Annotated in this window: 23 protein-coding genes and 1 tRNA gene; 16 read left to right on the top strand and 8 right to left on the bottom strand. The window is 57.6% G+C overall.

Annotated features, from left to right (window positions below; all coding sequences use genetic code 11):
- Positions 1 to 5: 5 nt before the first annotated feature.
- From JHC09_RS11335 to JHC09_RS11315, 5 genes are read right to left on the bottom strand one after another with little or no spacing between them, the layout of a single operon-like run.
- Complete coding sequence (locus tag JHC09_RS11335) at positions 6 to 998, bottom strand: serine hydrolase domain-containing protein (RefSeq protein ID WP_199532020.1); 993 nt, start codon at positions 996 to 998, stop codon at positions 6 to 8.
- A gap of 4 nt (positions 999 to 1,002) precedes the next feature.
- A complete protein-coding gene (locus tag JHC09_RS11330) occupies positions 1,003 to 2,730 on the bottom strand; it encodes an ABC transporter ATP-binding protein (RefSeq protein ID WP_199532019.1) in 1,728 nt (575 codons plus the stop codon).
- Positions 2,727 to 3,569, bottom strand: coding sequence for an ABC transporter permease (locus JHC09_RS11325; protein ID WP_199532018.1), 843 nt, complete (start codon positions 3,567 to 3,569; stop codon positions 2,727 to 2,729). Before JHC09_RS11325 ends, JHC09_RS11330 begins: the two co-directional genes overlap by 4 nt.
- The gene (locus JHC09_RS11320; protein WP_182394312.1) at positions 3,569 to 4,528 is read right to left on the bottom strand and encodes an ABC transporter permease; all 960 of its coding nucleotides are present in this window, start codon (positions 4,526 to 4,528) and stop codon (positions 3,569 to 3,571) included. The genes JHC09_RS11325 and JHC09_RS11320 overlap by 1 nt, the downstream gene beginning before the upstream one ends.
- Before the next feature lie 55 nt (positions 4,529 to 4,583).
- Positions 4,584 to 6,101, bottom strand: coding sequence for an ABC transporter substrate-binding protein (locus JHC09_RS11315; RefSeq protein ID WP_199532017.1), 1,518 nt, complete (start codon positions 6,099 to 6,101; stop codon positions 4,584 to 4,586).
- A gap of 261 nt (positions 6,102 to 6,362) precedes the next feature.
- Here JHC09_RS11315 and JHC09_RS11310 point away from each other — a divergent pair, with 261 nt between their 5' ends.
- The gene (locus JHC09_RS11310) at positions 6,363 to 7,214 is read left to right on the top strand and encodes a MurR/RpiR family transcriptional regulator (RefSeq protein ID WP_182394314.1); all 852 of its coding nucleotides are present in this window, start codon (positions 6,363 to 6,365) and stop codon (positions 7,212 to 7,214) included.
- Here JHC09_RS11310 and dgcA read toward each other — a convergent pair whose 3' ends face one another.
- Both dgcA and JHC09_RS11300 read right to left on the bottom strand, forming a co-directional pair.
- A complete protein-coding gene (gene dgcA, locus JHC09_RS11305; protein WP_199532016.1) occupies positions 7,215 to 8,201 on the bottom strand; it encodes an N-acetyl-D-Glu racemase DgcA in 987 nt (328 codons plus the stop codon). It lies immediately after the preceding gene.
- Between the two features lie 111 nt (positions 8,202 to 8,312).
- Positions 8,313 to 8,389 (bottom strand) — tRNA-Pro (locus JHC09_RS11300).
- Between the two features lie 265 nt (positions 8,390 to 8,654).
- On the opposite strand from JHC09_RS11300, the gene JHC09_RS11295 reads away from it, so the two are divergent.
- The 13 genes from JHC09_RS11295 (at position 8,655) to JHC09_RS11235 (ending at position 20,738) form a co-directional block, all read left to right on the top strand.
- On the top strand, positions 8,655 to 10,541 hold the full coding sequence (locus tag JHC09_RS11295) for a diguanylate cyclase (RefSeq protein WP_199532015.1): 1,887 nt from the start codon (positions 8,655 to 8,657) through the stop codon (positions 10,539 to 10,541).
- A 260-nt stretch (positions 10,542 to 10,801) separates the two neighbouring features.
- Complete coding sequence (locus tag JHC09_RS11290) at positions 10,802 to 11,476, top strand: RNA polymerase sigma factor (protein ID WP_248308985.1); 675 nt, start codon at positions 10,802 to 10,804, stop codon at positions 11,474 to 11,476.
- Positions 11,477 to 11,611: 135 nt separating this feature from the next.
- Entirely contained in the window at positions 11,612 to 12,442 is an 831-nt protein-coding gene (locus JHC09_RS11285; RefSeq protein ID WP_199532014.1) for a flagellin, read from the top strand.
- A gap of 64 nt (positions 12,443 to 12,506) precedes the next feature.
- A complete protein-coding gene (fliD, locus tag JHC09_RS11280; protein WP_199532013.1) occupies positions 12,507 to 14,222 on the top strand; it encodes a flagellar filament capping protein FliD in 1,716 nt (571 codons plus the stop codon).
- Positions 14,219 to 14,602, top strand: a complete 384-nt coding sequence (locus JHC09_RS11275) for a flagellar protein FliS (RefSeq protein ID WP_169195430.1) — start codon at positions 14,219 to 14,221, stop codon at positions 14,600 to 14,602. Before fliD ends, JHC09_RS11275 begins: the two co-directional genes overlap by 4 nt.
- 57 nt (positions 14,603 to 14,659) lie before the next feature.
- Entirely contained in the window at positions 14,660 to 14,902 is a 243-nt protein-coding gene (locus JHC09_RS11270) for a hypothetical protein (protein ID WP_199532012.1), read from the top strand.
- Between the two features lie 476 nt (positions 14,903 to 15,378).
- Positions 15,379 to 15,654, top strand: coding sequence for a flagellar hook capping FlgD N-terminal domain-containing protein (locus tag JHC09_RS11265; RefSeq protein ID WP_182394321.1), 276 nt, complete (start codon positions 15,379 to 15,381; stop codon positions 15,652 to 15,654).
- 8 nt (positions 15,655 to 15,662) lie between these two features.
- On the top strand, positions 15,663 to 16,925 hold the full coding sequence (gene flgE, locus JHC09_RS11260) for a flagellar hook protein FlgE (RefSeq protein ID WP_199532011.1): 1,263 nt from the start codon (positions 15,663 to 15,665) through the stop codon (positions 16,923 to 16,925).
- On the top strand, positions 16,922 to 17,200 hold the full coding sequence (locus JHC09_RS11255) for a hypothetical protein (RefSeq protein WP_199532010.1): 279 nt from the start codon (positions 16,922 to 16,924) through the stop codon (positions 17,198 to 17,200). Before flgE ends, JHC09_RS11255 begins: the two co-directional genes overlap by 4 nt.
- Positions 17,190 to 17,636, top strand: coding sequence for a hypothetical protein (locus tag JHC09_RS11250; protein ID WP_199532009.1), 447 nt, complete (start codon positions 17,190 to 17,192; stop codon positions 17,634 to 17,636). Before JHC09_RS11255 ends, JHC09_RS11250 begins: the two co-directional genes overlap by 11 nt.
- Positions 17,637 to 17,647: 11 nt before the next feature.
- On the top strand, positions 17,648 to 19,369 hold the full coding sequence (gene flgK / locus JHC09_RS11245) for a flagellar hook-associated protein FlgK (RefSeq protein ID WP_199532008.1): 1,722 nt from the start codon (positions 17,648 to 17,650) through the stop codon (positions 19,367 to 19,369).
- Between the two features lie 14 nt (positions 19,370 to 19,383).
- Entirely contained in the window at positions 19,384 to 20,295 is a 912-nt protein-coding gene (locus tag JHC09_RS11240) for a flagellin (RefSeq protein ID WP_199532007.1), read from the top strand.
- 5 nt (positions 20,296 to 20,300) lie between these two features.
- Positions 20,301 to 20,738 carry a flagellar biosynthesis repressor FlbT gene (locus tag JHC09_RS11235; RefSeq protein WP_199532006.1) on the top strand — a complete coding sequence of 146 codons (438 nt, stop codon included), beginning with the start codon at positions 20,301 to 20,303 and terminating at the stop codon, positions 20,736 to 20,738.
- Here the strand turns inward: JHC09_RS11235 and JHC09_RS11230 are convergent.
- Positions 20,735 to 21,454: a FadR/GntR family transcriptional regulator gene (locus JHC09_RS11230; protein WP_169195421.1), complete on the bottom strand. Its 720-nt coding sequence runs from the start codon at positions 21,452 to 21,454 to the stop codon at positions 20,735 to 20,737. The genes JHC09_RS11235 and JHC09_RS11230 overlap by 4 nt on opposite strands.
- A 176-nt stretch (positions 21,455 to 21,630) precedes the next feature.
- Between JHC09_RS11230 and JHC09_RS11225 the strand changes: the two genes are divergently transcribed.
- Together JHC09_RS11225 and JHC09_RS11220 are read left to right on the top strand one after the other, a co-directional pair.
- A complete protein-coding gene (locus JHC09_RS11225; protein ID WP_169195420.1) occupies positions 21,631 to 22,548 on the top strand; it encodes an ABC transporter permease in 918 nt (305 codons plus the stop codon).
- Entirely contained in the window at positions 22,545 to 23,402 is an 858-nt protein-coding gene (locus tag JHC09_RS11220; protein ID WP_199532005.1) for an ABC transporter permease, read from the top strand. Before JHC09_RS11225 ends, JHC09_RS11220 begins: the two co-directional genes overlap by 4 nt.
- Positions 23,403 to 23,429 lie beyond the last annotated feature (27 nt).

Here is a 23,429-nt window from a genome sequence, read left to right as displayed (position 1 = left end):
GTCTCCTAGTTTGCGTTGATAGCGTCTGCCACGGCGCGACGGAGCGGAATAATACCGCTGTCGAAATGGCGCGTGGGGTGAACGCGATTGGTAAGAAGTGTCCAGGCATGACCGCGCTCGAAATCGAGCCAGAGGCCAGTGCCGGTAAATCCAGTGTGCCCGATGGTGGAAGAAGAGCTGAGCTCCCCGCCTGACCAGCCCTCATAGGGGCGCTCCCAGCCATGGGTGCGACGGCCCGATAGCGGCGTACGAATGAGCGCGTTTGCGCCAGCGGCCTGCAGTTTTTCTGCAGCGAAGTCGAGGACTGAAGAGACCGTGCCAAACAGCCCTGCGTGACCAGCACCATTGAGCGCCGAGCAATTGTCGTCATGCACTTCGCCAGCGAGCACGCGATGACGCCAATAGCAATCTTCGGTCGCAGCCACATTGTCCGGATCAGCGCCCCAAGCAAAACCCTTGCCCGGATCAAGATCGCGGATCCAGCACTTGTTCAGCCGCTCCAGCACAAAGCCGAGAAGGATGAAGTTGATATCGGAATAGACCGAAGGTCCTGACGTATACTCATATTGCAGAATAAGCGTACGCAGCAGGTCCGGGTCACGCCCATAGGCGTAGAAGGGAATGACAGCTGGGAACGGCGTCTGATGCCCGAGGCACTGACGGAAGGTGACCTTCCGTTCCCAATTGTCGAGATTGTAGTGGCGGAAGTCTGGCAGAACGGAGGTGATCGGCTTGTCGAGGTCGATCGTCCCCGCTTCTGCCAAAGCCAGAATACGCTCGGTGGTAAAAAGCACTTTGGAGAGCGAGGCCAGATCGAACCAAGTGTCCTCGGTCATCGCCCGCGCCGCAGGAACGGTCTGTGCCTGTCCCATAACGCGGGTAACACGATTGCCGTCTCGATCGACAAGGCCCAAAATCCCACCGGGGATTTTACCGGCCTTAATCGCTGCCGCAACCGGCGCGAACGCCCTATCGAGCTTGCTCTCCAAAATACCCATAGGCCTAAGCCTCCAACCGCACCTGATGATCCGCCCCGGCCTGACGCCACTGCGCCGCTGGCGGTTCATAACCCACCGGACGCACGAGTGATGGCACTTGCGTATTGTCGACAGCAAAACTCTGACGACGACGCTCAACCGCCGGAACGGCGGAAATCAGGCGCTTGGTATAGCTGTGCTGTGGATCGGCCAGGATCGACTTGGCGTCGCCAATTTCCACCACCTGCCCCGCGAACATAACCGCCACGCGGTGCGAGATGCGTTCCACCACGGCCATATCATGCGAGATAAAGAGGTAAGCGAGGTTGAACTCTTTTTGCAGTTCGACCAAAAGCTCAATCACCTTGGCCTGAACCGAAACGTCGAGCGCCGACACAGCTTCATCGAGAACAACGACGTCAGGGTTGAGCATGAGCGCACGCGCAATGCACAGGCGCTGGCGCTGGCCACCGGAGAACTGATGCGGGAAACGCACCAGCGCGTCTTCCGGCAAGCCAACACGCTTCAAGAGGAAGAGCATACGCTCGCGCAATGCAGCATCCATCTTGCCGCCATTGGCAATCGCTGGCTCAGCCAACAAAGCCTCAACGTTCAAGCGCGGATTGAGCGACGCAAACGGGTCCTGAAACACCATCTGGATAGGACGACGCGAGCGACCGGTTTTAGCGTCGATCTCACCACGGTGCTTTTGCACGAGGCCGAGAACGGCACGCGCGGTTGTCGACTTTCCGCAACCGCTTTCGCCGACAATCCCGAGCGTTTCGCCCGGCATCAAATCAAAGCTCACCCCATCAACGGCATGGATCGCGCCGGTAGACTTGAAGAATTTCTTCTTCATTGGGAAGCGTACGGCCAGGTCAGACACCTTGACGATTGGCTCCATGCCTTCGGCACGCGGGCTATCGGTGCGGACCGAGCGGCCCGAGGTGAAGTGTGGCACGGCATTGAGCAGATGCTTGGTGTACTCATGCTGCGGGTTGTCGAGCACTTCATCGGCAGCGCCCTGCTCCACACACAGCCCGTTTTGCATGACCATGATGCGATCGGCGATACCAGCGACCAGACCAATATCGTGGGTGATAAAGATCATCGACATGCCGGTCTCAGCCTTAAGCTCAGTCAGCAGCGCCATGATCTGGGCTTGCACGGTCACGTCGAGTGCTGTGGTTGGTTCGTCAGCGATCAGCAGACGCGGGCTGGCCGCGAGGGCCATCGCGATCATCACGCGTTGGCGCATGCCCCCAGAAAGTTGGTGCGGGAAATAGGTCGAGCGCGTTGCCGCATCCGGAATACGAACGCGCGCCAAAACCTCGAGCATCGCCTTTTTGGCCGCTTCGCCTTTGAGCCCGTGGCTTAGGCGGAAGGCTTCTTCGATCTGATCGCCAATCGTGTGAACCGGATTGAGCGATGTCATTGGCTCTTGGAAGATCATGCCAACGTCGCGACCGCGCAGCGAGCGCATGGTCACTTCATCAGCCGAGGCGACATCAACCACAGTGCCGTCTTGGCGCTGCAGTTTGATCGACCCACTGATCACCTTGCCGCCGCCAAAATCGACGAGGCGGTTGATCGACAGCGCTGTCACCGACTTGCCCGAGCCACTCTCGCCAACGATGGCGAGCGTTTGTCCTGGCAGCAGGTCAAAGCTTACGCCATGCACGACTTCATTAGCCTGCGGATCACGGCCAAAGCCGACCTTCAGGTCTGTTACGGAAAGCAGTGGGGTGGTCATACTGCCCTCCTCTGAGTACGCGGATCAAGAATGTCACGCAGCGCGTCGCCGGTGAGGTTAAAGCCCAAAATGCCGAGCATGATGGTCACGGCTGGGAAGATCATCAGCCACGGCGCCTGCTGCATCAAATTCTTGCTTTCGGCCAGCATCACCCCGAGAGACGGGGTCGGAGGCTGTGTACCAAGGCCAAGGAACGAGAGACCCGCTTCAGTGAGCAACGCCCACGCCAGAGCCAAAGTCACCTGCACGGCGAGCGGAGCCACAAGATTGAGCAGCAAGTGGCGGCTCAAAATATAGGGCTGCGACGAACCAAAGGTGCGCGCTGCATCGACGAAGTCGCGGTTTTTGAGCGACAGCGCCGGGCCACGCACCACGCGGGCAAAGATGGGGATGTAAACCAGCGCAATCGCGAACACCGAAGTGAACGTGCCCGGACCAACAATGGCAATGATGAGCAGGGCAAGCAGGATCGCTGGGAAGGCGAGCAGAATGTCCATGATGCGCATGAACAAGCCATCCCACAATCCGCCCCACCAAGCAGACAACAGGCCAATAATGGTGCCGACGACAGTCGCAATGGCCACCGCCGCAAAGGCAATGATCAGCGACTGACGAATGCCAACCATCAGACGGCTCAACGTGTCACGACCAAGCAGATCGGTTCCGAACCAATAGGTGGCGCTCGGCCCCTTGAGGCGATCGATAGCGAATAACTTGAGTGGGTTGTGCGGCGTCAAGCTCAACGCGCCCAAAATGGCGACGATGAGATAGACGGAAATGATAACCAGCCCGATCCGACCTGACGGATGCCGAGCAAGAGCGCCAAGAACTTTGCGCATCAGCGGTTTCCGATACGAATACGCGGATCGAGCGCCACATAGGCGAGATCGACCAGCAGGTTAACCACGAGGAAGTTGAAGGCGATAAACAGCACCGAGCCCTGCACCAGCGCATAGTCGCGCTGTGTGATCGCATCGAGCGTCAAACGGCCAACGCCGGGCAGCGCAAAAATCTGCTCAACGATAACGGCACCGCCCAGCAAATAGCCGAACTCGACACCGGCAAGGGTCACGACCGGGATCAGCGCATTCGGCAGTGCATGACGCCAAACAACGCTGCGCGGCGACGCGCCCTTGGAGCGCGCCGTACGAATATAGTCGTCACTCAACACATCCAGCATGGACGAGCGCGCAATGCGCGTCACAGACGCAGCAAAGGCAAAACCAAGCGTGATCGCCGGGAAAATAAGCTGACCAATGCTCGCCAATGGGTCCTGCAACAGCGGGGTAAAGGTCCCCATTGCAGGCACAAAGCCGAAGAATACTGACAGCACAAAAATGATCAGTACGCCGACGACGAAGCTTGGGGTCGATTGCCCCAGCATGGCCAGCATACGAATACCAAGATCGCTTGGACGCTCATTGCGAGTCGCGGCCAGCACACCGAGCGGAATACCGATGGACATGGCAATAACCATGCTCATCAGCGCCAGCTGCAAGGTGAGCGGGAAACGCTCGAGAATGACGGTCATGACGGGCTTGCCATAAATCGTTGAAATGCCCAGGTCGCCCTGGAACACGCCACCAATCCAGCGCAGATACTGCGACCAAACCGGTTGATCTATGCCGAAATAATTGGCCAACGCGGCGCGCTGGTCGGGCGTAAGCAGCCCTGCTTCAGTGCCAAGCATGGCGGTGATCGCGTCACCCGGAACCATCCGGATTGCCACGAATACGAGGATCGAAACCCCCAAAAGGATCAGCGGAAATGTGATGAGCCGCTGTACCACGTAATTCATAAAACCCGTCCTGCGGACGAGGCTGGCCGAAATGACCAGCCTCAGATTGCATTAATTACTGAATGGAGACCGTGGTCAGACCAAACAGAGTGCCTGTTGGCGACGATTCAAAGCCAATAACGTTCTTCTGCGAAGCGGTGTAGCTATAACCGGTCGAGAGCCACAGCCATGGAGCCTGTTCGGCCATGTGGCGTTCCCATTCCTGGAAGACTTCCTTGCGGGCAGCCGGATCGGTTTCCCACTGACCCTGCTTGAGCAGAGTGTCAGACTTTTCGTCGAGGAAGTTGGAAACCTTCTGCAGGTTGCCTTCATTGGTGAAGTAGCGGTTGTACATCGGATATGGATCCGGACGGCCGCCGTTCTGCGCAACTGCCATATCGAAATCACCCTTGAGCCAGGTGTCGACATAGACGTTGAGTTCCATCATTTCGATTTCGAGCGTGACGCCGATTTCTGCCAGCTGTGCCTGCAGAACCTGAGCCTGCGACGCTGCGGTTGGCGGCTCGCCTGTCGCTGCAATCACCTTCACGGAGAATGGTTCAACGCCAGACTGCTCCATCAGCGACTTCGCAGTTGCGATGTCCTGGTTGTAGCAAAGCAGGGTCGATGGGTCCTGAGCAAATGCTGGCATGGTCAGAGGACCGGTGACAGCACCTTCACCAGCAAGCGCTGCGTCAACGATTTCCTGACGGTTGATCGCGCAGCTCATAGCCTGACGCACGAGCAGATTGTCCATCGGCGCACGCGATGGGTTCAGCTGCAGCACGTTGTAAGCAAGACCGGTAACGCGGTTGAGCGTCAGGTTCGCTTCGTTTGGAACGAGGGTCGCAACCAGCGGGTCGTTAAGCAGAGCGAAGTCGGTCTGGCCAGCGCGGAGCGAAGCCAGGATCGCGGTTTCGTCTGGCAGAACCGAGATGTTGATGCCTTCGATGGCCAGTTCACCACCAGCCCATTCGGTGTTCGCCTTGAGGACTTCCTTGGAGTTTGGCTCCCAGGATTCAAGAATGAACGGACCCGAGCCAACAGCGGTGTTACCGACGTTGCCAGCTTCAATTTCGCTTGCAGGAACGATCGCTGCGTTCACTGTTGCCATAGCAACCAGCAGCGGCACGTCCGGGGTCGAGAGGTTGAACACAACGGTCTCAGCATCTGGGGTGTCGATGCTTGCAATGGTCAGGAAGTTCGCGCGCGCAGCTGCACCGGTTGCTTCGTCCATAAGGCGATCAAACGAAGCCTTGACGTCAGCTGGGGTAACAGCCGCACCGTTGGTGAACTTGGCCTTTGGATCGAGCTTGAAGGTCAAGGTCTTTGCGTCTGGCGCAAATTCCCAAGACGCAGCGATCGCAGGAACAACGTTCAGATCTGCGTCCAGACGAACCAAAGGCTCATAGATCAGCTCAAGCAGGCGGAGCGAAGAAAACGCAGTCTGCTTGTGTGGATCAAGGCCAGTGGCGTCCTGCGACCAAGCCATATTCAAAGTTGCGGCCTGTGCCGGCAGCGCAAAAGCTGCGGTCGACAGAGCCGTTGCCACGGCAAGCCCAGCGATGAGCTTACGGGATGTCATCCAGTTCATACTTCCCTCCATAGGACCAGCCTGAACACAGAGCTCGGCTGGATTGGTATCGACGCCCTTGCTCTTTTAAGGAGCCAAAGCGAACGCCCGGCAGGATTAAACCTGTCTGGGGCAATTCCAGCTAGCGTATGAACCCACACCCTTCTCTGTCAATAATTTTCAGATGCCTTGTCTCGTCTGAACTTTTGTTACACACAAGAGTCAAATCTGCGAACAAATTGGCTAAGACCGGTTTCGCAGAGGAGGATGTGAGGAACAGCTTTGGGCATACAGTCGACGATTGAAGCTTCGACCAGTAAATTTACCCCAGCAACACAGCGTGTGGCCTCGACGGTGCTCGCAAACCCAACCTTGGTCATGGAAAAGACGATTTCCGAATTGGCCAGTTGTTGCGACACATCAGTGGCTTCCGTGGTGCGATTCTGCCGCATCCTCGGTCTTTCGGGTTATGCCCAATTGCGCATGACGCTCGCGACCGAACTGGGCCGCGAAGCCGCTCAATTTGGCTCCGCCCAAACGCTCGGCGCTGAAATCGCCAAGTCCGACACCCTCCAAGAGATCGCCTCAAAGATCGCATCGCTCGAAATGCTCGCCATTGATGAGACTGTGAGCGGGCTCGATTATGAAGTGCTGGATCGCGTTGTAGCGCTCATTGACCAAGCGCCCCGCATTCTACTGTTTGGAATTGGCGCGAGCCAATTTGTGGCACGAGATCTCCATCACAAGCTTTTCCGCATCGGCCGCAGCGCGTTTCTTCTCACCGATACCCATGAGGCATGGTCTTCAGTTCTGCTCGCACCAAAGGGCACAGTGGCCATCGGCTTCTCGCACTCGGGCGAAACAGCCGACACGGTGCGGTTCGTAGAACTGGCCCGCGACGCTCACCTGCACACACTGGCCATCACCGGCAGTCCAGATTCCTCTATCGCCCGCGCCGCGCAGGATCGCCTCACGACCAGCGCCCGCGAAAGTCACCTCCGCGCGGGCGCTATGGTGAGCCGCATTGCGCAACTGCTCATTGTCGACTGCCTGTTTATGGGCGTCGCGCGTCAGCGCTATGATGAAACCATCGACGCCCTACAACGCACGCGCGACGTTACCCACCCGCGCTGATCACTGCCCCCAAAGCGTCATTGCCGCCATGTCGATGACCCCATCACGATAGATAAGACCACCGGGACGATCTTGCGCCAGCAAAAGTGGACCATCCAGATCCACCCAGCGCGCCGATGCCGCCAACAGCGCAGCTGGGGCCATGGAGAGCGAACTGCTCACCATACAACCAACCATGATCGACATATTAAGGTATTGAGCGCGTTCCACGACCGCCAAAGCTTCCGTCAGGCCACCGGTCTTATCGAGCTTAATGTTGATCGCATCATAGCGCGTTACCAAGTCGTCGATCCCGGCGAGCGCGTGTGCGCTTTCATCGGCGCAGATCAAAACCGGATGATCAATTTCGGCCAAACGCCAATCTTCCGATGCCGGCAGGGGCTGCTCGACCAGCTCCACCCCCAATTGCGCCGAGAGCGCCAACATCGGCTCTAGCATATCCGCGGTCCAGCCCTCATTGGCATCCACCAACAGCCGTGCATTGGGCACAGCCGCCCGCACAGCTTTAAGCCGCTCCGCATCGCCCTCAGCACCAAGCTTCAATTTCAAAAGAGGCATATGCGCGGCCTTACGTGCGGCCTCGGCCATACTCTCAGGCCGATCAAGGCTAATGGTGAAGGCTGTCGCGACATGTGACGGCAACTCCAGCCCACACATATCTGCAACTCTTAGCCCCCGCTCCCGCGCTTCTAAATCCCACAGCGCACAATCCAGGCCATTGCGCGCGGCGCTTGGCTTCAGTGCCTTGAGCAATCCCTGACGATCTAGCCCGCCAGCGATCAAGCTGGCCATAGTTTCAATCGTTGCGACCGTTTCCGCAGGCGTCTCACCATATCGCGGATAGGGCACGCATTCGCCCCGCCCAATGACGCCGTCTCGCTCGATCTCAACTTTGACCACGGCCTGTTCGGTACGGCTCCCCCGAGAGATCGTGAACTTGCCGGCGATAGGGAAAACATCGATCGAGGCACGAAGGTGTGTAGTCATACTATGGGCTCAATTATCGGCGGTCAGCAGGAACCGGCGCTGCGCGATTTCTGCGGGCTCACAACACGTCTAGCAACAAAAAACCCGGCCTCAGAAGAGACCGGGCACAATTGGTCGGAGTAGAGTGATTCGAACACTCGACCCCCTGCTCCCGAAGCAGGTGCGCTACCAGGCTGCGCTATACTCCGTCAGGCACTGCAATCATTTCTGACTGCGTTGCTTGGCTAATACCGCCGTAATTGAACATCTTCAAGCACCCTCGCACTCAAATTCTGTGCGCCCAATGGCACCTTATGCAACGCTCGGAGTTCATCCCATTCCGATCACAAATCACGTTTCCGCGATAATTCGAATGGCACAACCACACCGATATCGTTAAACACATTGAAATAACAATGATGCCACAACCCAAGACACCCAATAGACTTCAATTCAATACTTTAGAGGATATGATTGAGCTCCACCAAAGCAGCCAATATGCCTAAATCTCGACGCGGATTACCGCTTCGATCATTTATCGCTTTGGTGATTTTTATCGCCATGCTGCCCCCGGTAGTGATGCTCTCGTTAACCCTAATGCGCGTTTCAGACGCCGACCGCGAGACGGCGGAACAGCGCTTTCTCGACAACGCTGAGCTGATTGCCGGGCTCGTTGAAAGCGCCGTGGCGGCCCACGCTGCAATGATCAGCTCCCTAACAGCAGATCAGGATCAACTCATTCCGCTCGCCCGTCACTTTGGCGGCAATATCGACGTCACCCGGCAGCCCAGTCAGAGCGTCGCCGAGAGCGCGGCGCAAACCTGGCGGCTGGGCAATCTCTACGACATTGAAGAAGGGGTGAGTGCCCGCGTGCCCCTCACCATCCCTCTGGCCAACGGCGACAGCCAGATAAATCTACACGCCGACGCCAAGGCGTTGACGCGCAACATTGATCTCTCATCCAGTGCCAATTCAGACCTGCTGATCGCGCTTGTCGACGGCAATGGTCGAATTGTTGCTCGCTCGGCCCAGCAAGAGCGGTTTCTGGGCCGTCCGGTGCCAACATGGAGTGCGCTGCTTGCTGTCGGCGCCGATACCGGCCTTTTTGACGCTGAAACGTTAGAAGGCGACACAATCACCTTCGGCTTCTCGAAGGTGAGAAACACAGACGGCTGGGCGGTCGTAATCGGGCTACCCAAAGCGGTCTTCCAAGCACGTTGGCAAGAACCGATGGCCGTGCTGGCCATTGGCGCAATTATCACCGTCTTCGCAACGATTGCTCTCTCGAGCTGGATGGCCTCGCTCATCGTCACCCCGGTGACAGGCCTTGTGAAGCGCGCCCGCAGCATTTTGCGCGATGAGCCATTGGACGAAGACTTGGCTCCAACCCCTATCATTGAGTTGGCCGAGCTCCAGACTGCTCAGACGCGCGCCCAACAAGTGCTGCTCGAACGTGCTCGCGACCTGTCCATCAGCAATCAACGCTACCGCGCCTTGGTCAAAGTCGGCGCGCTCGCTACGTGGCGCACCGACGTTGAAGGCAAGAGGCTTGAACTGGAGGGATGGGAAGAGCTCAGCAAAGAGCCGTGGCAGCACGACCCAAGCTGGTCAAATCTCGTTCACCCCGAAGACAGCCCCTACACAGCCGACGTCTGGGAACAAAAACGTCGGTCGCCAGAACCCTTGGTCTTGGAGTTCCGCATCAGGGTAGGCGTAGACGACACTGCGTGGATTAAATGCCGGGGCGCACCAATCCTCAACGATTTGGGCGACGTCATCGAGTGGATTGGCACATTCGAGAATATCGATGAGCAGAAGCGCCAACATTTGCGCATCAGCCATCTCGCCTATCATGACAGCCTCACCGGCCTTGCCAATCGCAGTCAATTGGATGAGCACTTAGAACAGGCTTGGGAAGGCTTGGAGCACCAGCGCCAAAGCGCGCTCCTCTATATCGACCTTGATCGGTTCAAACAGGCCAATGATCGCTATGGACACGCCGTTGGCGACGAAATCCTGCGCCATGTCGCCGAGCGCCTCCAAGGCCTAACGCGGCCCGGAGACATTGCTGCCCGCATGGGCGGGGATGAGTTTGCACTTGTCCTGCATGACATTCAGGACCCCAGCGTCGCCCATCTCGTGGGCATGCGCATCGTCAAAACGCTCTCCCGGCCCTACAACCTCTCAGGTCAGCTGATCGAAATCGGCGCCAGTGTCGGCATCTCGCTGCTGACGGTCGACAGCGTGGACATCGTCTCGTGGCTCAAACAAGCCGACAGCGCTCTTTACGCCGCCAAATCGGCAGGTCGGAACCGCTGCATGATGTTCGAAGAGTTCGATAAGGTCGAGCAAAAGCTCTAACGTGCCGCAAAGCGCTTCCTTTCCGAAAAAAATCTTCTGTGTCGCAGTAGGCAAAACTTGCGCACACTAGGCTTTGTATTTCCTAACGAATTCAATTAACCATGAGCCCAAGCGGCACATTTTTCCTAGCAAGCGAGCACTTATTACCTACTAACTCATTGAAACATATATATTTTTATAAAATATCAGCGCCTGAAAACTGCCGGACAGCCGTGTAACTGTTGACCCCTCATTGCGAGGGAGAAACGCAGGAAGCGGACATGATGGTTGAAATGGCTGCCGAGAAATTCGGCGAAGGCATCACAACACCAGCGCGAAACCAGAAGTTTTCGCCACGTGCTGTGCAGGCGCCGATGCCAGCAGAACGCCCCATGGACGAAGACGACCTCCTTTTACGCCGCATTGCCGAACACGACGAAGCTGCATTCCGCTCGCTGGTTGAACGCCACGTCGATCGCGCCTTCGCGCTCGCCCAGCGTATCCTCAACAATGAGGCCGACGCCGATGACGTCGTGCAGGATGTCCTTCTCAAGGTTTGGACCACGCGCGGCACATGGCAGGAAGGTCGCGCGCGTTTTTCAACCTGGCTTTATCGCGTCGTCACCAATCGCTGCCTTGACCTGCGTCGTCGCCCACGCACCGAAGACATCGAAACTGCCCCTGATGTTCAGGATGATCGCCCGGATGCCGTCACCACCATCCACCAAGGTGAAGTGGGTCTTTTGCTCGAAAAAGCGATGAGCCGCCTGCCCGACCATCAGCGCATTGCCGTGATTTTGGCCTACCACGATAATTTATCTAACCCCGAAATTGCAGAAATTTTGAACACCACCGTCTCGGCGGTGGAGTCCCTTTTGAAGCGCGGACGCCAGCATTTGCGGCATAATTTGCGAAATGACGAAGTCGACATTCTGGACTCTTTTACCAAGGGTTAACCATAAGCCTCACATCGGCTGAATTTTCTCCGCCCGACTTGCGTCACTCCCACCGTTCTACTGTCAGACGCGGCGATGCTGCGACAGCGGCCCCAGAATGAAGGGCCGCAGACATCAGTACTTAGGAGTAGGTCCATGCCTGTTATTTCCACGAACATTGCTGCAAACTCGGCTGTCCGTCACCTGAACGCAAACTCGGCTGAGCAGAGCGCATCGCTCGCCAAGCTCGCTTCCGGCACCCGTATCGCACAGGCATCTGACGACGCTGCTGGTCTTGCTATCTCGACCCGTATCTCGTCCGACGTGACCACTCTGACCCAGGCAGCGACCAACGCTTCCCACGGCATCTCGATCCTGCAGACTGCTGACGGCGGCGCTGCAAACATCTCCGACATTCTTCAGCGTATGAAGGCACTGGCCGCTCAGTCGGCTTCGGGCACCGTAACCGACGGCGAACGTACCTACATCAACGCTGAATTCACTCAGCTGATCGAAGAAATCGACGGCATCTCGACCGGCACCCGCTACAACGGCGAATCGCTGCTCGACGGCACCTCTTCGCAGGACTTTGCGGCCGGCATCAACATCATGGTCGGCTCGGACGCCGGCGACATGATCTCGCTCAAGATCGACCTGCTGGACTCCACGACGCTCGGCGTTAACGCAGCAGCTGTCGACACCCAGGTAAACGCACTCGCTGCAATCGCTCTGATCGACACCGCAATCGACTCCGTATCGAACGCACGTGCAAACATCGGTGCTCTCGAATCCCGCTTCGCATTCCGCGGCGCTTCGATCGCAACCTCGGTTGAAAACCTCTCGGCTGCTAACTCGGCAATCGCTGACGTTGACGTCGCTGCTGAATCCGCAAAGCTCGCTTCGGCTAAGGTCAAGACCCAGGCTGCAGTTGCAGCAGCTGCCCAGGCATCGCAGATGCCACAGGAACTCCTCAAGCTCCTGAACTAATCATCGTCTAATCGGGCGCGCTGACCATCAGCGCGCCCGAACTCTTTATCTATGGAGTTGAATTTTGAGCACTGTTAGCACCACGTCGTCCGCAACCCCCGCTGCGACCACGACCGTCGTTGCGGCGCCGAAAACCTCCACGACCAAGCCGGTAAAAGAGCCGAGTGACGGCACCAATATCGACTGGGCCGGACTGATTGAAGAATCCGTCAACGCCAAACTGGCGAAAGCGACTTCCATCGATCTCAAGATCGATGCGAACGACCTAAAGATGGCGGCCTATCAAGACGCCAAAAACCTACTGTCATCGCTTCAAACCGCAGCCAATGCTCTGCGCGCGCCATCTGGCAGCACCGCAAGAAGCACAGACGCCTTCCTGTCGCGTAGCGCCTATTTGACCGCTAATGGCAACGTCAATGCAGCTTCAGTTTTCTCTGCAACGGTAGATCCAGCAGCCGATCAGGGCACCTATAAGCTCGAAGTCGTGCAGCTCGCGACCGCTCACAAGATTTCCAGCGGCACAGTCGCTACCAAAACATCAGACCTGAACATCACGAGCGTCATTTCGCTTGGCGTTGAAGGCGGCACCCCCTCGACCCTCTCCATTACAGCTGACATGTCGCTAATGGAAATTTCCGAGGCCATCAACAAGACCAAGGCCTCATCGGGCGTTCAGGCGAGCATCGTCCAAGTCACTCCAAACGACTTCCGCTTGATCCTGACGGCGACCGAAACAGGCAAGTCGATCACCTCTGAAGTCCTCTCGGGCGATGACGCGCTTGGTGCACTCGGCCTGACCAATCCGGCAGGTGATTTCGCAACTGTACTTCAGGACGCCCAGCAGGCGATCGTCCGCGTCGATGATCTGGAAGTTACCCGCTCGTCCAATGAGATCAGCGACATCATCACCGGCACGACCCTCTACCTCTATCAGGCCACACCGCCCGGCACCTCGATCACTCTGGAAGTCGACGCCAACGTCAACAATGTCAAAACCGCCATTCTCCAGCTGGTCGAGGCCTATAACGCCTACCGCGACTTCGCTGTAAAGCAGCAGACATTGCCCAGCCGCACCTACGATCCACCGCTGTTTGGCGATGGCACAATGCGCAGCGTTAACGCTTCTATCGGCGACGCATTGGCAACGGCCATTGGCTCAGAATCAATGAGCCTACTCGGCCTGACTTACGACAATCAGAACAAACTCGTCATCGAAGAAGACAAGCTTGATAATATTCTACTGACCAATTTATCGGCAGTTCAGAACTTGCTTAGCTTCGGCATGACAACGTCGAATACCAACATCCAGCTGTTGGCGCGCGGCTCCAGCCTACCACCGGATTTTACGCTCGACATCGAAACCGACGTCAATGGCGTTCTGACCGGCGCGACCGTGAACGGCCAAGCTGGTCTGTTCACAGTTTCCGGCTCGCGCCTCGTTGGTGCCGCTGGCACGGCGTACGAAGGCATCTCTCTGGTTTACACCGGCAACTCTCCAGCTGCCGTTGACCTCTCCTTCAAGACTGGCATCGCAGAAAAGCTCTTCAACGCGGCCAATGGCGCCACCAGTGGCTCCGGCTCTTTGACATTGCTGATCAACAACTTATCATCTCAGAGCACCGAGATGACCAAGCGGAGCGATAACATTCGGTCGCAGGCAGAAGCCTATCGCACCACCATCTCTTTGCGCTATGCCCGATACCAAGCAGCCATTGCCCAGGCTGACTCCATGAAGGACTATCTGAGCACCCTGCTCGACACCTGGAACGCCAAGTCATGATGCAGCAAGCCATGGCGGTTAACGCCTATCGCCAAGCGGCGACCCAAGTTCATCCGATGGTCGCAGTGGTCAAGCTTTTTGATGAAGTGTTGCGCCGCATTCGACGGACGCAACTAGACCATCAGAATAAGCGGATGGAAGACGCGTATAATAATATATCACGCGCTTCCCTCATCTTGCGCGGACTCGCAGCCAACTTGCGCACTGAAAAAGGCGCAGATATGGCTGAAACACTAAAGCATACCTATATTGCGAACATGATCGCAATGAACACCGCATTCGGGAAACCTGATGCAGTTGAACGGTATGACAAGATCATTGAAGGTCTCAAAGAACTGCGCAATGCTTGGGCCGAAGTGGCCGGCATGCCAGCTATCTAAATAGATCCCCTCAGTGGTCTTGATTGTGAAAGCAATCGGCCACAACCAGGAGGGGACGTGGACGTCGAAGAGTTTGAGGCGCATCTCGCGCAGTTCGGCAGCCGGTTCGAAGATTGGCCATCCAATCTGCGATCATCTGCCTTTATCCTCAGCTCGCTCAACCCCACAGCCAAGTCGCTGCTCGACGAAGACAGTCGCCTCCGGGCCCTCTTTGCCGAACAGCCCAAGCTCCGAGCTCCTGCGGACCTCGTCGAGCGGATCATGCTAGCGGCACGTCAGTCCGACACCAATCCGCGCTAAAATAACTTTTTTTGATATTTTTTTGCCGCCCATTTTACATGGGTGCGCATAGTCATTCCGCTGCCCAAGCACGAATTCACCGTGCATGATCTTGAACAGCCCCGCCTGCTCCGGTGAATAGTTTGCCAAGAACTGCAGAAACCGTTTGGCTATATCGCGTTTGGCAGCGCTTGCATTACAACAGTACAGACCAACCACCCGGCAACTCCTGACGCTGCGCATTGGCTGTTACGGCAAAAATTGCCGACCCTATACAATCACATTACTTATTTTCTTCTATTCTCCCTGCAAATTTTGCAGCGCACCAACTTTATAATTCCAAGTTAAAAGCCTTAAACAACTTACTCGCAACAAAAAATCTGCGCCTGAATTCCTGACCTCGCCCGTTTCACTAATAGCGCCCTATGGCGTCCATTTTTGAAATCTGTCGACGGCTTGCTGCTCCCACCAGCGCCACCGACGCCTTGGGGTTCACCATGAGCATTTCAGCGCTTTCATCCGCAGCGGGCACCTCCAGCTCTTTAGCAACGTCTACCGCGCGAAAGGGTGGCCTCGATACCGACGCCTTCCTGCGCCTCATGGTCGAACAGCTCCAAAACCAGAACCCGCTCGATCCGACTGACTCCAATCAGTTGCTGAGCCAGATGGTTTCCTACGCCAGCTACAACGAACAGTCCGCGACCCGCGAAAGCATGGCCGAGCTGACCAAGCTCGTGAAGACCATCGCCACCTCCCTCGATATTCAAGTCTGAGTTATTAAATGAGCCTTTCAGCAGCACTGGGCGCAGCCGTCACCGCCTTGAACTCGCAGAGCTCCGCCCTGTCGATCATCTCGACCAACTTGGCCAACAGCTCGACCAACGGTTACAAGTCCATCGACGCGAGCTTCGCCAGCCTCCTGTCCGGCGGCACATCCAAGGCCAGCAATGGCACTGGTGGCGTATCGGTCGCTAGCCGTCAGAACGTCCTTTCGCAGGGCCTGCTCAGCCACTCGTCCAGCTCCACCAACATGGCGATCACCGGCAACGGTTTCTTCATCGTCTCGGGCGGGCAGGAATCGAAGGAACTTGGCTACACCCGTAACGGCGAATTCGGCGTCGACGAAGAAGGTTTCCTCGTCAACAATGGCCAGTATCTGATGGGCTGGGCAACCGACGCTTCTGGCGTCGTTACCGGCAGCGAAAGCGCTGATGCCCTCAGCTCGATCGACACAGACGCCATTGCAACCATTGCTTTGCCAACGTTGAACATGACGCTGATGGCCAACCTCCCAGCTGAAGCAGCTGACGGTTCGACCTTCACCTCCGCGCTCGAAATCTACGACAGCTTGGGCACTGCCGGCTCGATCGACGTCACCTGGACCAAGGTTGGCCCACGTGAATGGACGGCACAGTTCGCTGACCCAACCATGGCAGGCGGCGGCGCCGCAACAGGTACCGTAGCCAGCCCGGCTATTACCATCAACTTCAACGCTGACGGCACACTGGCCAGCACCAACCCGAACCCACCAGAACTGCTCGTCACTGGTTGGGCCACTGGCGCTGCGGACTCGACCATTTCGCTGAACCTCGGCTCGCCGGGCACGTCGTCTGGCCTGAGCCAGTATTCGAGCGGCGCGACAACCCCAGCGGTTGAAGTGAAAAGCTCGCACGATGGTGTAGGCCTGGGCGCTCTGAGCGGCATCGAAGTAACCGACGCTGGTATCGTAAAGGCGCTTTACGATAACGGTCTGTCCCGCGCGATTTACAAGGTTCCACTGGCAACCTTCTCGAACGCGAACGGCCTGACCGTTTCCGACGGTGGCGTTTATTACGCAACAACAACCTCGGGCAATGCAGCACTGCGCACCGCAGGTGAAGGCGGCGCCGGCACCATCTCTGGCAGCCGTCTCGAAGTATCGACCACCGATACCAACTCCGAGTTCTCCAAGATGATGGCTGCGCAGCAGGCCTACTCGGGAGCCGCCCAGGTGATGTCGGCGGCGAACTCGATGTTCGACACGCTCATCTCCGCCGTTAGATGAGTTCTTCAGAACAAAAGGAAGACGCGCATTTTGCGCGTCTTGCCGTTCTGAGAGCCCAAATCGAACAAGAGTTCGGCGCGGGTAAGGAACCGCCCCCTGCCGAACGCGAAGCGCGCCTAATCGCGCTTCTCGCCTCAGTACAGACCCTCATCGAAGACCTCTCGCACATGCGCGATGAAATCGGTGAGCAACTCCAGGGCTCCGCCAGTGGCCTTCTAGCCAATGCGGCGTACCGCTCTTCAGCCGGACTTGGAACGAACCGAAATGACCAGTGAACAGACCGAACTCGACACTCAATTTGGCGTCCTGATCACTCTGATGACCGAACTGACGGCATTGCTGGACCGTGAAAACCGCGCCCTTGAGGCCGGACTGCGCACTTCTCTGGCTTTCGCTGCAGAGCGAACCCACGAGCGCAAGACCGAACTCAGCGCCGAGTTGGAAACATGGGTTAGTCAGGTCCGCAGTGGTCAGATCAATCTCGGCTTGGCATCACCAGACGTCCGCGAGCAGGTCACCGCCAGCTCCGAAGCTCTTGACGCTGTCGTCAAAGAGAACATGGAGCGGCTGAAGGCGGGCATTGAAACCACCCGCACCCGCGTTGAGGCGATCATGAGCGCCATCCGCGAACAAGCAACTTCCGAAGGCGCCTATGATGCAACCGGCCGACGGGCCCGCATCTCCGACGCCCCATCAAGCCTATTGGTATAAGGTCTCGCGCAATGTCGTTTGCTGCAATCCGTAATACCGCAACCAGCGCACTCGCCTCGTCCCAGGTGAATATGCAGATTGCGGCGTCAAATATCGCCAACGCAGATACCGCTGGGTACACGCGGAAAACCGGCACCCAATTGATGACCGCCACAGGCGGTTTGGGAGCCGGTGTTGAAGTCGCCTCAGTCAGTGGCTCAGCCGATAAATATCTGCTCAAAAGCCTCAATGCAGCAACCAGCGAACTCGCTTCAGCATCCGCTCTGAAGCAGTTCGCTGATCGCGTTCAGGCCCTGTTCGGCACCATCTCTAGCGATGACTCGAGCAACACGCTCGCTAACCACGTATCGGCTTTTGAAACCGCACTGGCTCAGCTCTCTGGCACCCCGGAAAGCCAGACCTTGCAGGTTCAGCTTGTCGACACGCTCGACACTCTGGTCAGCAATCTGCGCGCCATCTCCACCGGCACCCAGAGCCTGCGCGCCAGCGCGGACGAAGGCATTGCCGACGGCGTTACCACGGTCAATCAGCGCCTCGAAGCCATCCACGCGCTGAACAAAGACATTAAGCAAGCTGCAGCCCGCGGCGACATGACGGCAGATCTCGAAGATCGCCGCGCCGTAGCGCTTCAGGACATTGCCGCTGAAATGAATGTTTCGGCCTATGTCAGCCCAGACAACACCATGAAGATATACACCGCCTCTGGTGCAGCCCTTCTCGATGGCACTGTCCATAAGCTGAACTACACCGGCTCGGCTTTCGTCACCACCGAAACGGTCTTCAGCCCGATCATGTTGGACGGCAAGAACGTCACCAGCGCGATCACCTCTGGCAAGATTGGCGCGCAGCTCTATCAGCGCGACGTCAACCTGCCCGCGACCCAGGCCGAGATTGATACCTTCGCGCAGTCGCTGATCGAAAGCGTCAACGCGGCCTACAATCAGGGCACCAGCCTGCCTGCCCCGTCCAGCGTCACCAGCAACGCCCAAGTTGTTGGCACGGACGCGCTCAACGGTAACGGCACTTTCCGCGTCGCCGAGATCAATCCTGACGGCACCCTGGTCGCCTACAGCGACTTCGACCTTGCGAATTACGCAACGTTCGACGACTTCGCAGCAGCGATCGATGCCGTACCAGGACTTGATGCCAGCATTGACGCGAGCGGCAAATTCTCCATCAGCTCGACCGCTGGCAATGGCATCTCCTTCGCCGACATTTCGAGCGACATTGGTGGCAAGGGCGTTTCCGCCGCTTTCGGGTTTAACGATCTGATCGTTGGAACCGATGGCCGCAACGTCGCCGTTCGGGCGGACATCCGCGCCGCGCCGACCGGGCTGTCGACAGCCTCACTCAGCACGGACGATCCGCTCGTCGTCGGCGCCAGCGCCGCTGGCGTCTCGCCTGCCCTCGCTAAGACCCTCCAAAAGAGCGTCACCGATAAGCATGATTTCCCCGCCGCTGGTGGCCTCGCCGCAGCCTCGTCAAGCTTTGCCTCATACGCTGGCCTGATCGCCTCGCGCTCAGCCATCAGCGCGAGCACAGCTGGCAACACGCTCGACAGCAAGCAGAACACCTACGAGACCCTCACCACCGCCATTTCCGCACAAAGCGGCGTAAACGTTGATGAAGAAATCGCCCGCGTTTCTGAGCTTGAGCAGCAATACACCACTGCAGCCCAACTGCTGCAGGTCCTCAATGACATGTTCGATGCCCTTCTGGGCGTTGTGAAGTAAGGGAGGCACTTCGCATGGCAATGCGCGTAGCGACGTTCGCTCTAAATGACCGGATGCTCGCAGCATCCCTACAAACCCAGTCCCGCATGGCGGAAATGCAGATGCAGCAAGCGAGTGGCATTAAGTCCAACGCGCTTGGTGAATATGGCGCCAGCGGCAAGGTCCTGATTGATCTCGAAATCTCTCTGGCCCGCTCGCAGACCTACACAGCATCAGCCCAGGAAGCGTCGAGCCGTGTTGCCGTCATGTACGGCATCATGGACACCGTCAACGAACTGCTGAGCAATTTCCGTGTGGCGTTGGCCGGCATCAAGAGCGTCAATTCCGATGCCGAGACGCGGGCATCTCTCGCCAACAATGCATCCTTCACGATGACCGAATTGGGCGCTCTGCTCAATTCCCAGTACGAGGGCCGCTATCTCTTCGGCGGTAGCGCAACGACCACTCTTCCGGTCGATTTGGCCAACTACACTCTTGCAGATCCTACCCAGCCCTATACCGACTACTACATGGGCAACGACGCCTTGGCGTCGGCTCAGGTCTCGGCAGAACAGTCGGTAAGCTACGGCGTTGCGGCGAGCGATCCAGCCTTTGAAAAGGCCTTCCGCGCGCTTTCCATTATCGCCGATACAAACGGCGTTTTTGGCGCGACCACCGTTGATGACTCGCTGAACCTGATTATGGACGCGATCAACAATGCAGCGGGCGTGCAAGGCACCCTCTCGCTCAATGCTGCAGCACTCGAACGCTCAGTTCGCCGCGAAGAAGATTTCCAGGAAATGTTCAAAGCGGACCTGTCAGGCGTTCGCGACGTCGACGTCACCCAGGTGGCGGTACGCCTCACATCCTATGAGATGCAGTTGCAAGCGTCCTTCGCCACCATGGCAAAGGTCAGCAATCTGAGCCTACTCGACTACCTGCGGTAAGAACCATGTCCCTCAAGCTCACCCTCAAGCCCGGCGAAAGCGTTCTCATTGGCGACACGCGTGTAGAGATTGTCTCACGCGGATCATCTACGCTGTTGATCAGTGGGAGCGTGCCCGTGCTGCGGGGTGAGTTTGCTGTGGATGCTGATACCGCTCAGGATACGCCCTCTCAGTTGCGCTTGGTGCTGCAGAAAATGTATCTCGATGCCAATGTCGCCACCCATCACGACGCTTATTTCAAAGTGGTTGACGACATGTTGGCCGAGCACCCGAACTCGGTCCCCTTCATCACCGAGATCAATCGCTGTCTGATGACGGGCGACGTCTATCGCGCCATCAAAATCGCCAAGGAATACCTTGCCGATATGAACGCCCCTGCTGACAAGTGGATGCTGAGCGGCCCCGAGCCAAAACTCGCTCCTCAGCGCACCAACGCCGCTTAATCAATCGAGCGCAAACGCAGCAGATGGACGCGCATCGCGTCCTCTGCCTTATCGGGCTCTCGCGCTTCGATATGATCCAAAATCTCGGCATGATCACAATCAATGTCATGCCAGAGATGGGGACGACCCGGACTGCTCTTGGCGCAATGGGCAAAGATGCGCCACACGGGCGGCGCGATAACAGCCATCAAACGGTTACCCGCCGCCTCCATCACGGCCTGATGGAAATCCACACTGTGGTCGGTGCGCTCGCTCAACACCTTACCGCGCTCAACGCTTCGCGCCGCAAGCCGAATGCGCTCAAGGTCTTGCTCTGTCCGACGCTCCGCCGCCCAACGCGCTGCAGGCAGTTCTAATGCCAGACGCGTCTCCAGAATCTCGGCTTCCGAAATTTGCTCCCCGGCGGTCATGAGGCCCAGGCCGTTCTCAATATTGGCCTGCACAAAGCTCACATCGGGAATGACGACGAATGTGCCGCCGGTGATTCCCCGCGACGTCTGCACCAATCCCTGCGAACTCAACACCCGAAGCGCTTCTCTGGTGGTGTTCCGACTGACGCCAAAATTGGCAGACAGCTGAGCCTCCGAAGGCAGTTGCTCTCCCGGTTGCAGCGCGCCTTGCAGGATTAAGTCCCGCAATTGCTCAGCAATCTGCAAATAAGCACTCTGCACCTTGCGCACGGCCAAAGCCTTACCCTTGGTTGGTTTTTCTATCAAAGAAGCCCCCAAAATCAGCATTCCGGCCCTGCACGGCACAGCGCGCGATTAAATTTTAATCACAACGATTTCATGCTCATCATTTAAACTTTTTTTCGCCTCCCGGACAGCTTTTTTGTTGCCGGAGTGCGAGATAGCCCCTTAGCCTCTAATTGTTGGACATTTAGAGGCGAGCGATGCCACGCTATATTCTCACCCGTATTGCATGGGGTCTGTTGACCCTGCTGGCAATCCTTACCTTCGTGTTTTTTCTGGCGCGAATGACCGGCGACCCGGTCCGCTTGCTGCTGCCAGACCAAGCGACACAGGCCGATGTCGACGCCATGCGCGAGACGCTCGGGCTTAATCGTCCTGTTGTAGAACAATACTTCGACTTCATGGCGAAGGCCGTGACCGGCGATCTGGGTGACTCTCTGCGTCAGCAGCGTCCCGCCCTCGAAATCGTGCTGGAGCGCCTCCCCGCGACCTTAGAACTCGCGATCACATCCTTTGTCATCGGCTTTGCCGTTGCGCTGCTTCTGGCGGTCTTAGGCGAAGTGACGGGCAATCGTCGCCTGCGCAACGGCCTCCTGTGGGTCGCAACATTCCGCCAGTCGGTGCCGCCCTATCTTTTCGGCATCCTGCTCATTCTCATCCTCTCGGTGAATATGGGCGTCTTGCCCGCCATCGGCCGCAATTCCACCGCCAGCTATGTCATCCCAGTTCTGACCATGGCGACATTTGAAATCGCGCTCTACCTGCGCCTCTTCAACACCTTCTTTGATGAGATGCGGCGTAACGATTGGGTCCGCACGGCCATTGCCAAGGGCATCAGCCGCAACCGCCTCGTTTTCCGCCACATGCTGCCAAATGCCATTCTGCCGGTCATCACGGTCGCAGGCATCAATCTGGGCATCCTCATCGGCGGCACTGTGGTGCTGGAGATGGTGTTCAATTGGCCGGGCATGGGACGTCTCATCGTCCAGGGCGTCACCCAGCGTGATTACCCCATCGTGCAGGCCGGCGTAGTCGTCACCGCTGCTGTGTTCATCCTCATCAACATCGTTGTCGACATTCTCTATGCGGTCCTCGATCCGCGCGTGAGGCTCTCATGACCCCAACATCTGTCACGCCCGAAAAGACCACCAAAACGATCCGCCTGCCTCGCCTGCCCTTTTCTCTTTGGGTCGCCATCATCATGCTCGCCGGTGTTCTGGCGCTCATGGCCTTGGTGCCTCTGTGGTCAGGGTTTGATCCCAATAAGCAGAGCCTGTTCTTTGCGCTCGAACCCGCCTTCACCAATCCGGCTCACCCGCTGGGCACCGACGCTCTGGGCCGCGATATCTTGAGCCGCCTGTCGGTCGCGGCCAGTGTCTCTGTTCTAGTCGCTCTTGGTGCTGTGTGCATCTCGGCCGTCATCGGCATCGTCATCGGCCTCTTGGCCGGTTGGATGCGCGGCCCGGTCGACAGCCTCCTCATGGCGCTGGGCAATGTGCAATTGGCCATCCCAACTGTTCTTCTGCTCATCGTTCTGGTCGCCGCCCTCGGCTCAAGCCCTCTTTTGCTGGTGATCCTCCTCGGTTGCGTCAACTGGGTCGGTTATGGTCGCGTCGTCCGGGCTCAGGTCATCTCGCTGCGGGAGCGCGAATTCATCACCGCCGTCACTACGGCCGGTGGCTCCAGCTGGTGGATCATGCGCAAGCATCTCCTGCCCAATGTTCTGCCCGCTGTGCTCGTGCTCGCCGCCTTCGACGTCGGCGTCATCATCACCGTTGAATCCTCCCTCAGCTTCATTGGTCTGGGCATCCAGCCTCCGACCCCGAGCCTGGGTCTAATGATCAGCGAAGGTCAGCGTTATCTGCAGACAAATTTGCCGCTCACCCTCCTGCCGGCCTTGGTCATCTTCTTCCTCATCGGCGGCATTCAGTTCGCCTCCCAATCCCTCAATCGCGCCCCGTCTCGCGGTTGAACTTCCGCCCTTCCGTTTCCTCCACCT

This window comes from Devosia sp. MC532, assembly GCF_016461625.1.
Classification (GTDB): Bacteria; Pseudomonadota; Alphaproteobacteria; order Rhizobiales; family Devosiaceae; genus Devosia.
The sequence above is the reverse complement of the archived record's forward strand: the minus strand, read 5'-3'. Positions and strand labels throughout refer to the sequence as shown.

Bases quoted from the DNA above. Each gene is read 5' to 3' on its own strand.
- JHC09_RS11335 (WP_199532020.1), bottom strand. From the start codon at position 998: ATGGGTATTTTGGAGAGCAAGCTCGATAGGGCGTTCGCGCCGGTTGCG.
- JHC09_RS11330 (WP_199532019.1), bottom strand. From the start codon at position 2,730: ATGACCACCCCACTGCTTTCCGTAACAGACCTGAAGGTCGGCTTTGGC.
- JHC09_RS11325 (WP_199532018.1), bottom strand. From the start codon at position 3,569: ATGCGCAAAGTTCTTGGCGCTCTTGCTCGGCATCCGTCAGGTCGGATC.
- JHC09_RS11320 (WP_182394312.1), bottom strand. From the start codon at position 4,528: ATGAATTACGTGGTACAGCGGCTCATCACATTTCCGCTGATCCTTTTG.
- JHC09_RS11315 (WP_199532017.1), bottom strand. From the start codon at position 6,101: ATGAACTGGATGACATCCCGTAAGCTCATCGCTGGGCTTGCCGTGGCA.
- dgcA (WP_199532016.1), bottom strand. From the start codon at position 8,201: ATGACTACACACCTTCGTGCCTCGATCGATGTTTTCCCTATCGCCGGC.
- JHC09_RS11290 (WP_248308985.1), top strand. From the start codon at position 10,802: ATGATGGTTGAAATGGCTGCCGAGAAATTCGGCGAAGGCATCACAACA.
- JHC09_RS11285 (WP_199532014.1), top strand. From the start codon at position 11,612: ATGCCTGTTATTTCCACGAACATTGCTGCAAACTCGGCTGTCCGTCAC.
- JHC09_RS11275 (WP_169195430.1), top strand. From the start codon at position 14,219: ATGATGCAGCAAGCCATGGCGGTTAACGCCTATCGCCAAGCGGCGACC.
- JHC09_RS11265 (WP_182394321.1), top strand. From the start codon at position 15,379: ATGAGCATTTCAGCGCTTTCATCCGCAGCGGGCACCTCCAGCTCTTTA.
- flgE (WP_199532011.1), top strand. From the start codon at position 15,663: ATGAGCCTTTCAGCAGCACTGGGCGCAGCCGTCACCGCCTTGAACTCG.
- JHC09_RS11255 (WP_199532010.1), top strand. From the start codon at position 16,922: ATGAGTTCTTCAGAACAAAAGGAAGACGCGCATTTTGCGCGTCTTGCC.
- JHC09_RS11250 (WP_199532009.1), top strand. From the start codon at position 17,190: ATGACCAGTGAACAGACCGAACTCGACACTCAATTTGGCGTCCTGATC.
- flgK (WP_199532008.1), top strand. From the start codon at position 17,648: ATGTCGTTTGCTGCAATCCGTAATACCGCAACCAGCGCACTCGCCTCG.
- JHC09_RS11240 (WP_199532007.1), top strand. From the start codon at position 19,384: ATGGCAATGCGCGTAGCGACGTTCGCTCTAAATGACCGGATGCTCGCA.
- JHC09_RS11235 (WP_199532006.1), top strand. From the start codon at position 20,301: ATGTCCCTCAAGCTCACCCTCAAGCCCGGCGAAAGCGTTCTCATTGGC.
- JHC09_RS11225 (WP_169195420.1), top strand. From the start codon at position 21,631: ATGCCACGCTATATTCTCACCCGTATTGCATGGGGTCTGTTGACCCTG.
- JHC09_RS11220 (WP_199532005.1), top strand. From the start codon at position 22,545: ATGACCCCAACATCTGTCACGCCCGAAAAGACCACCAAAACGATCCGC.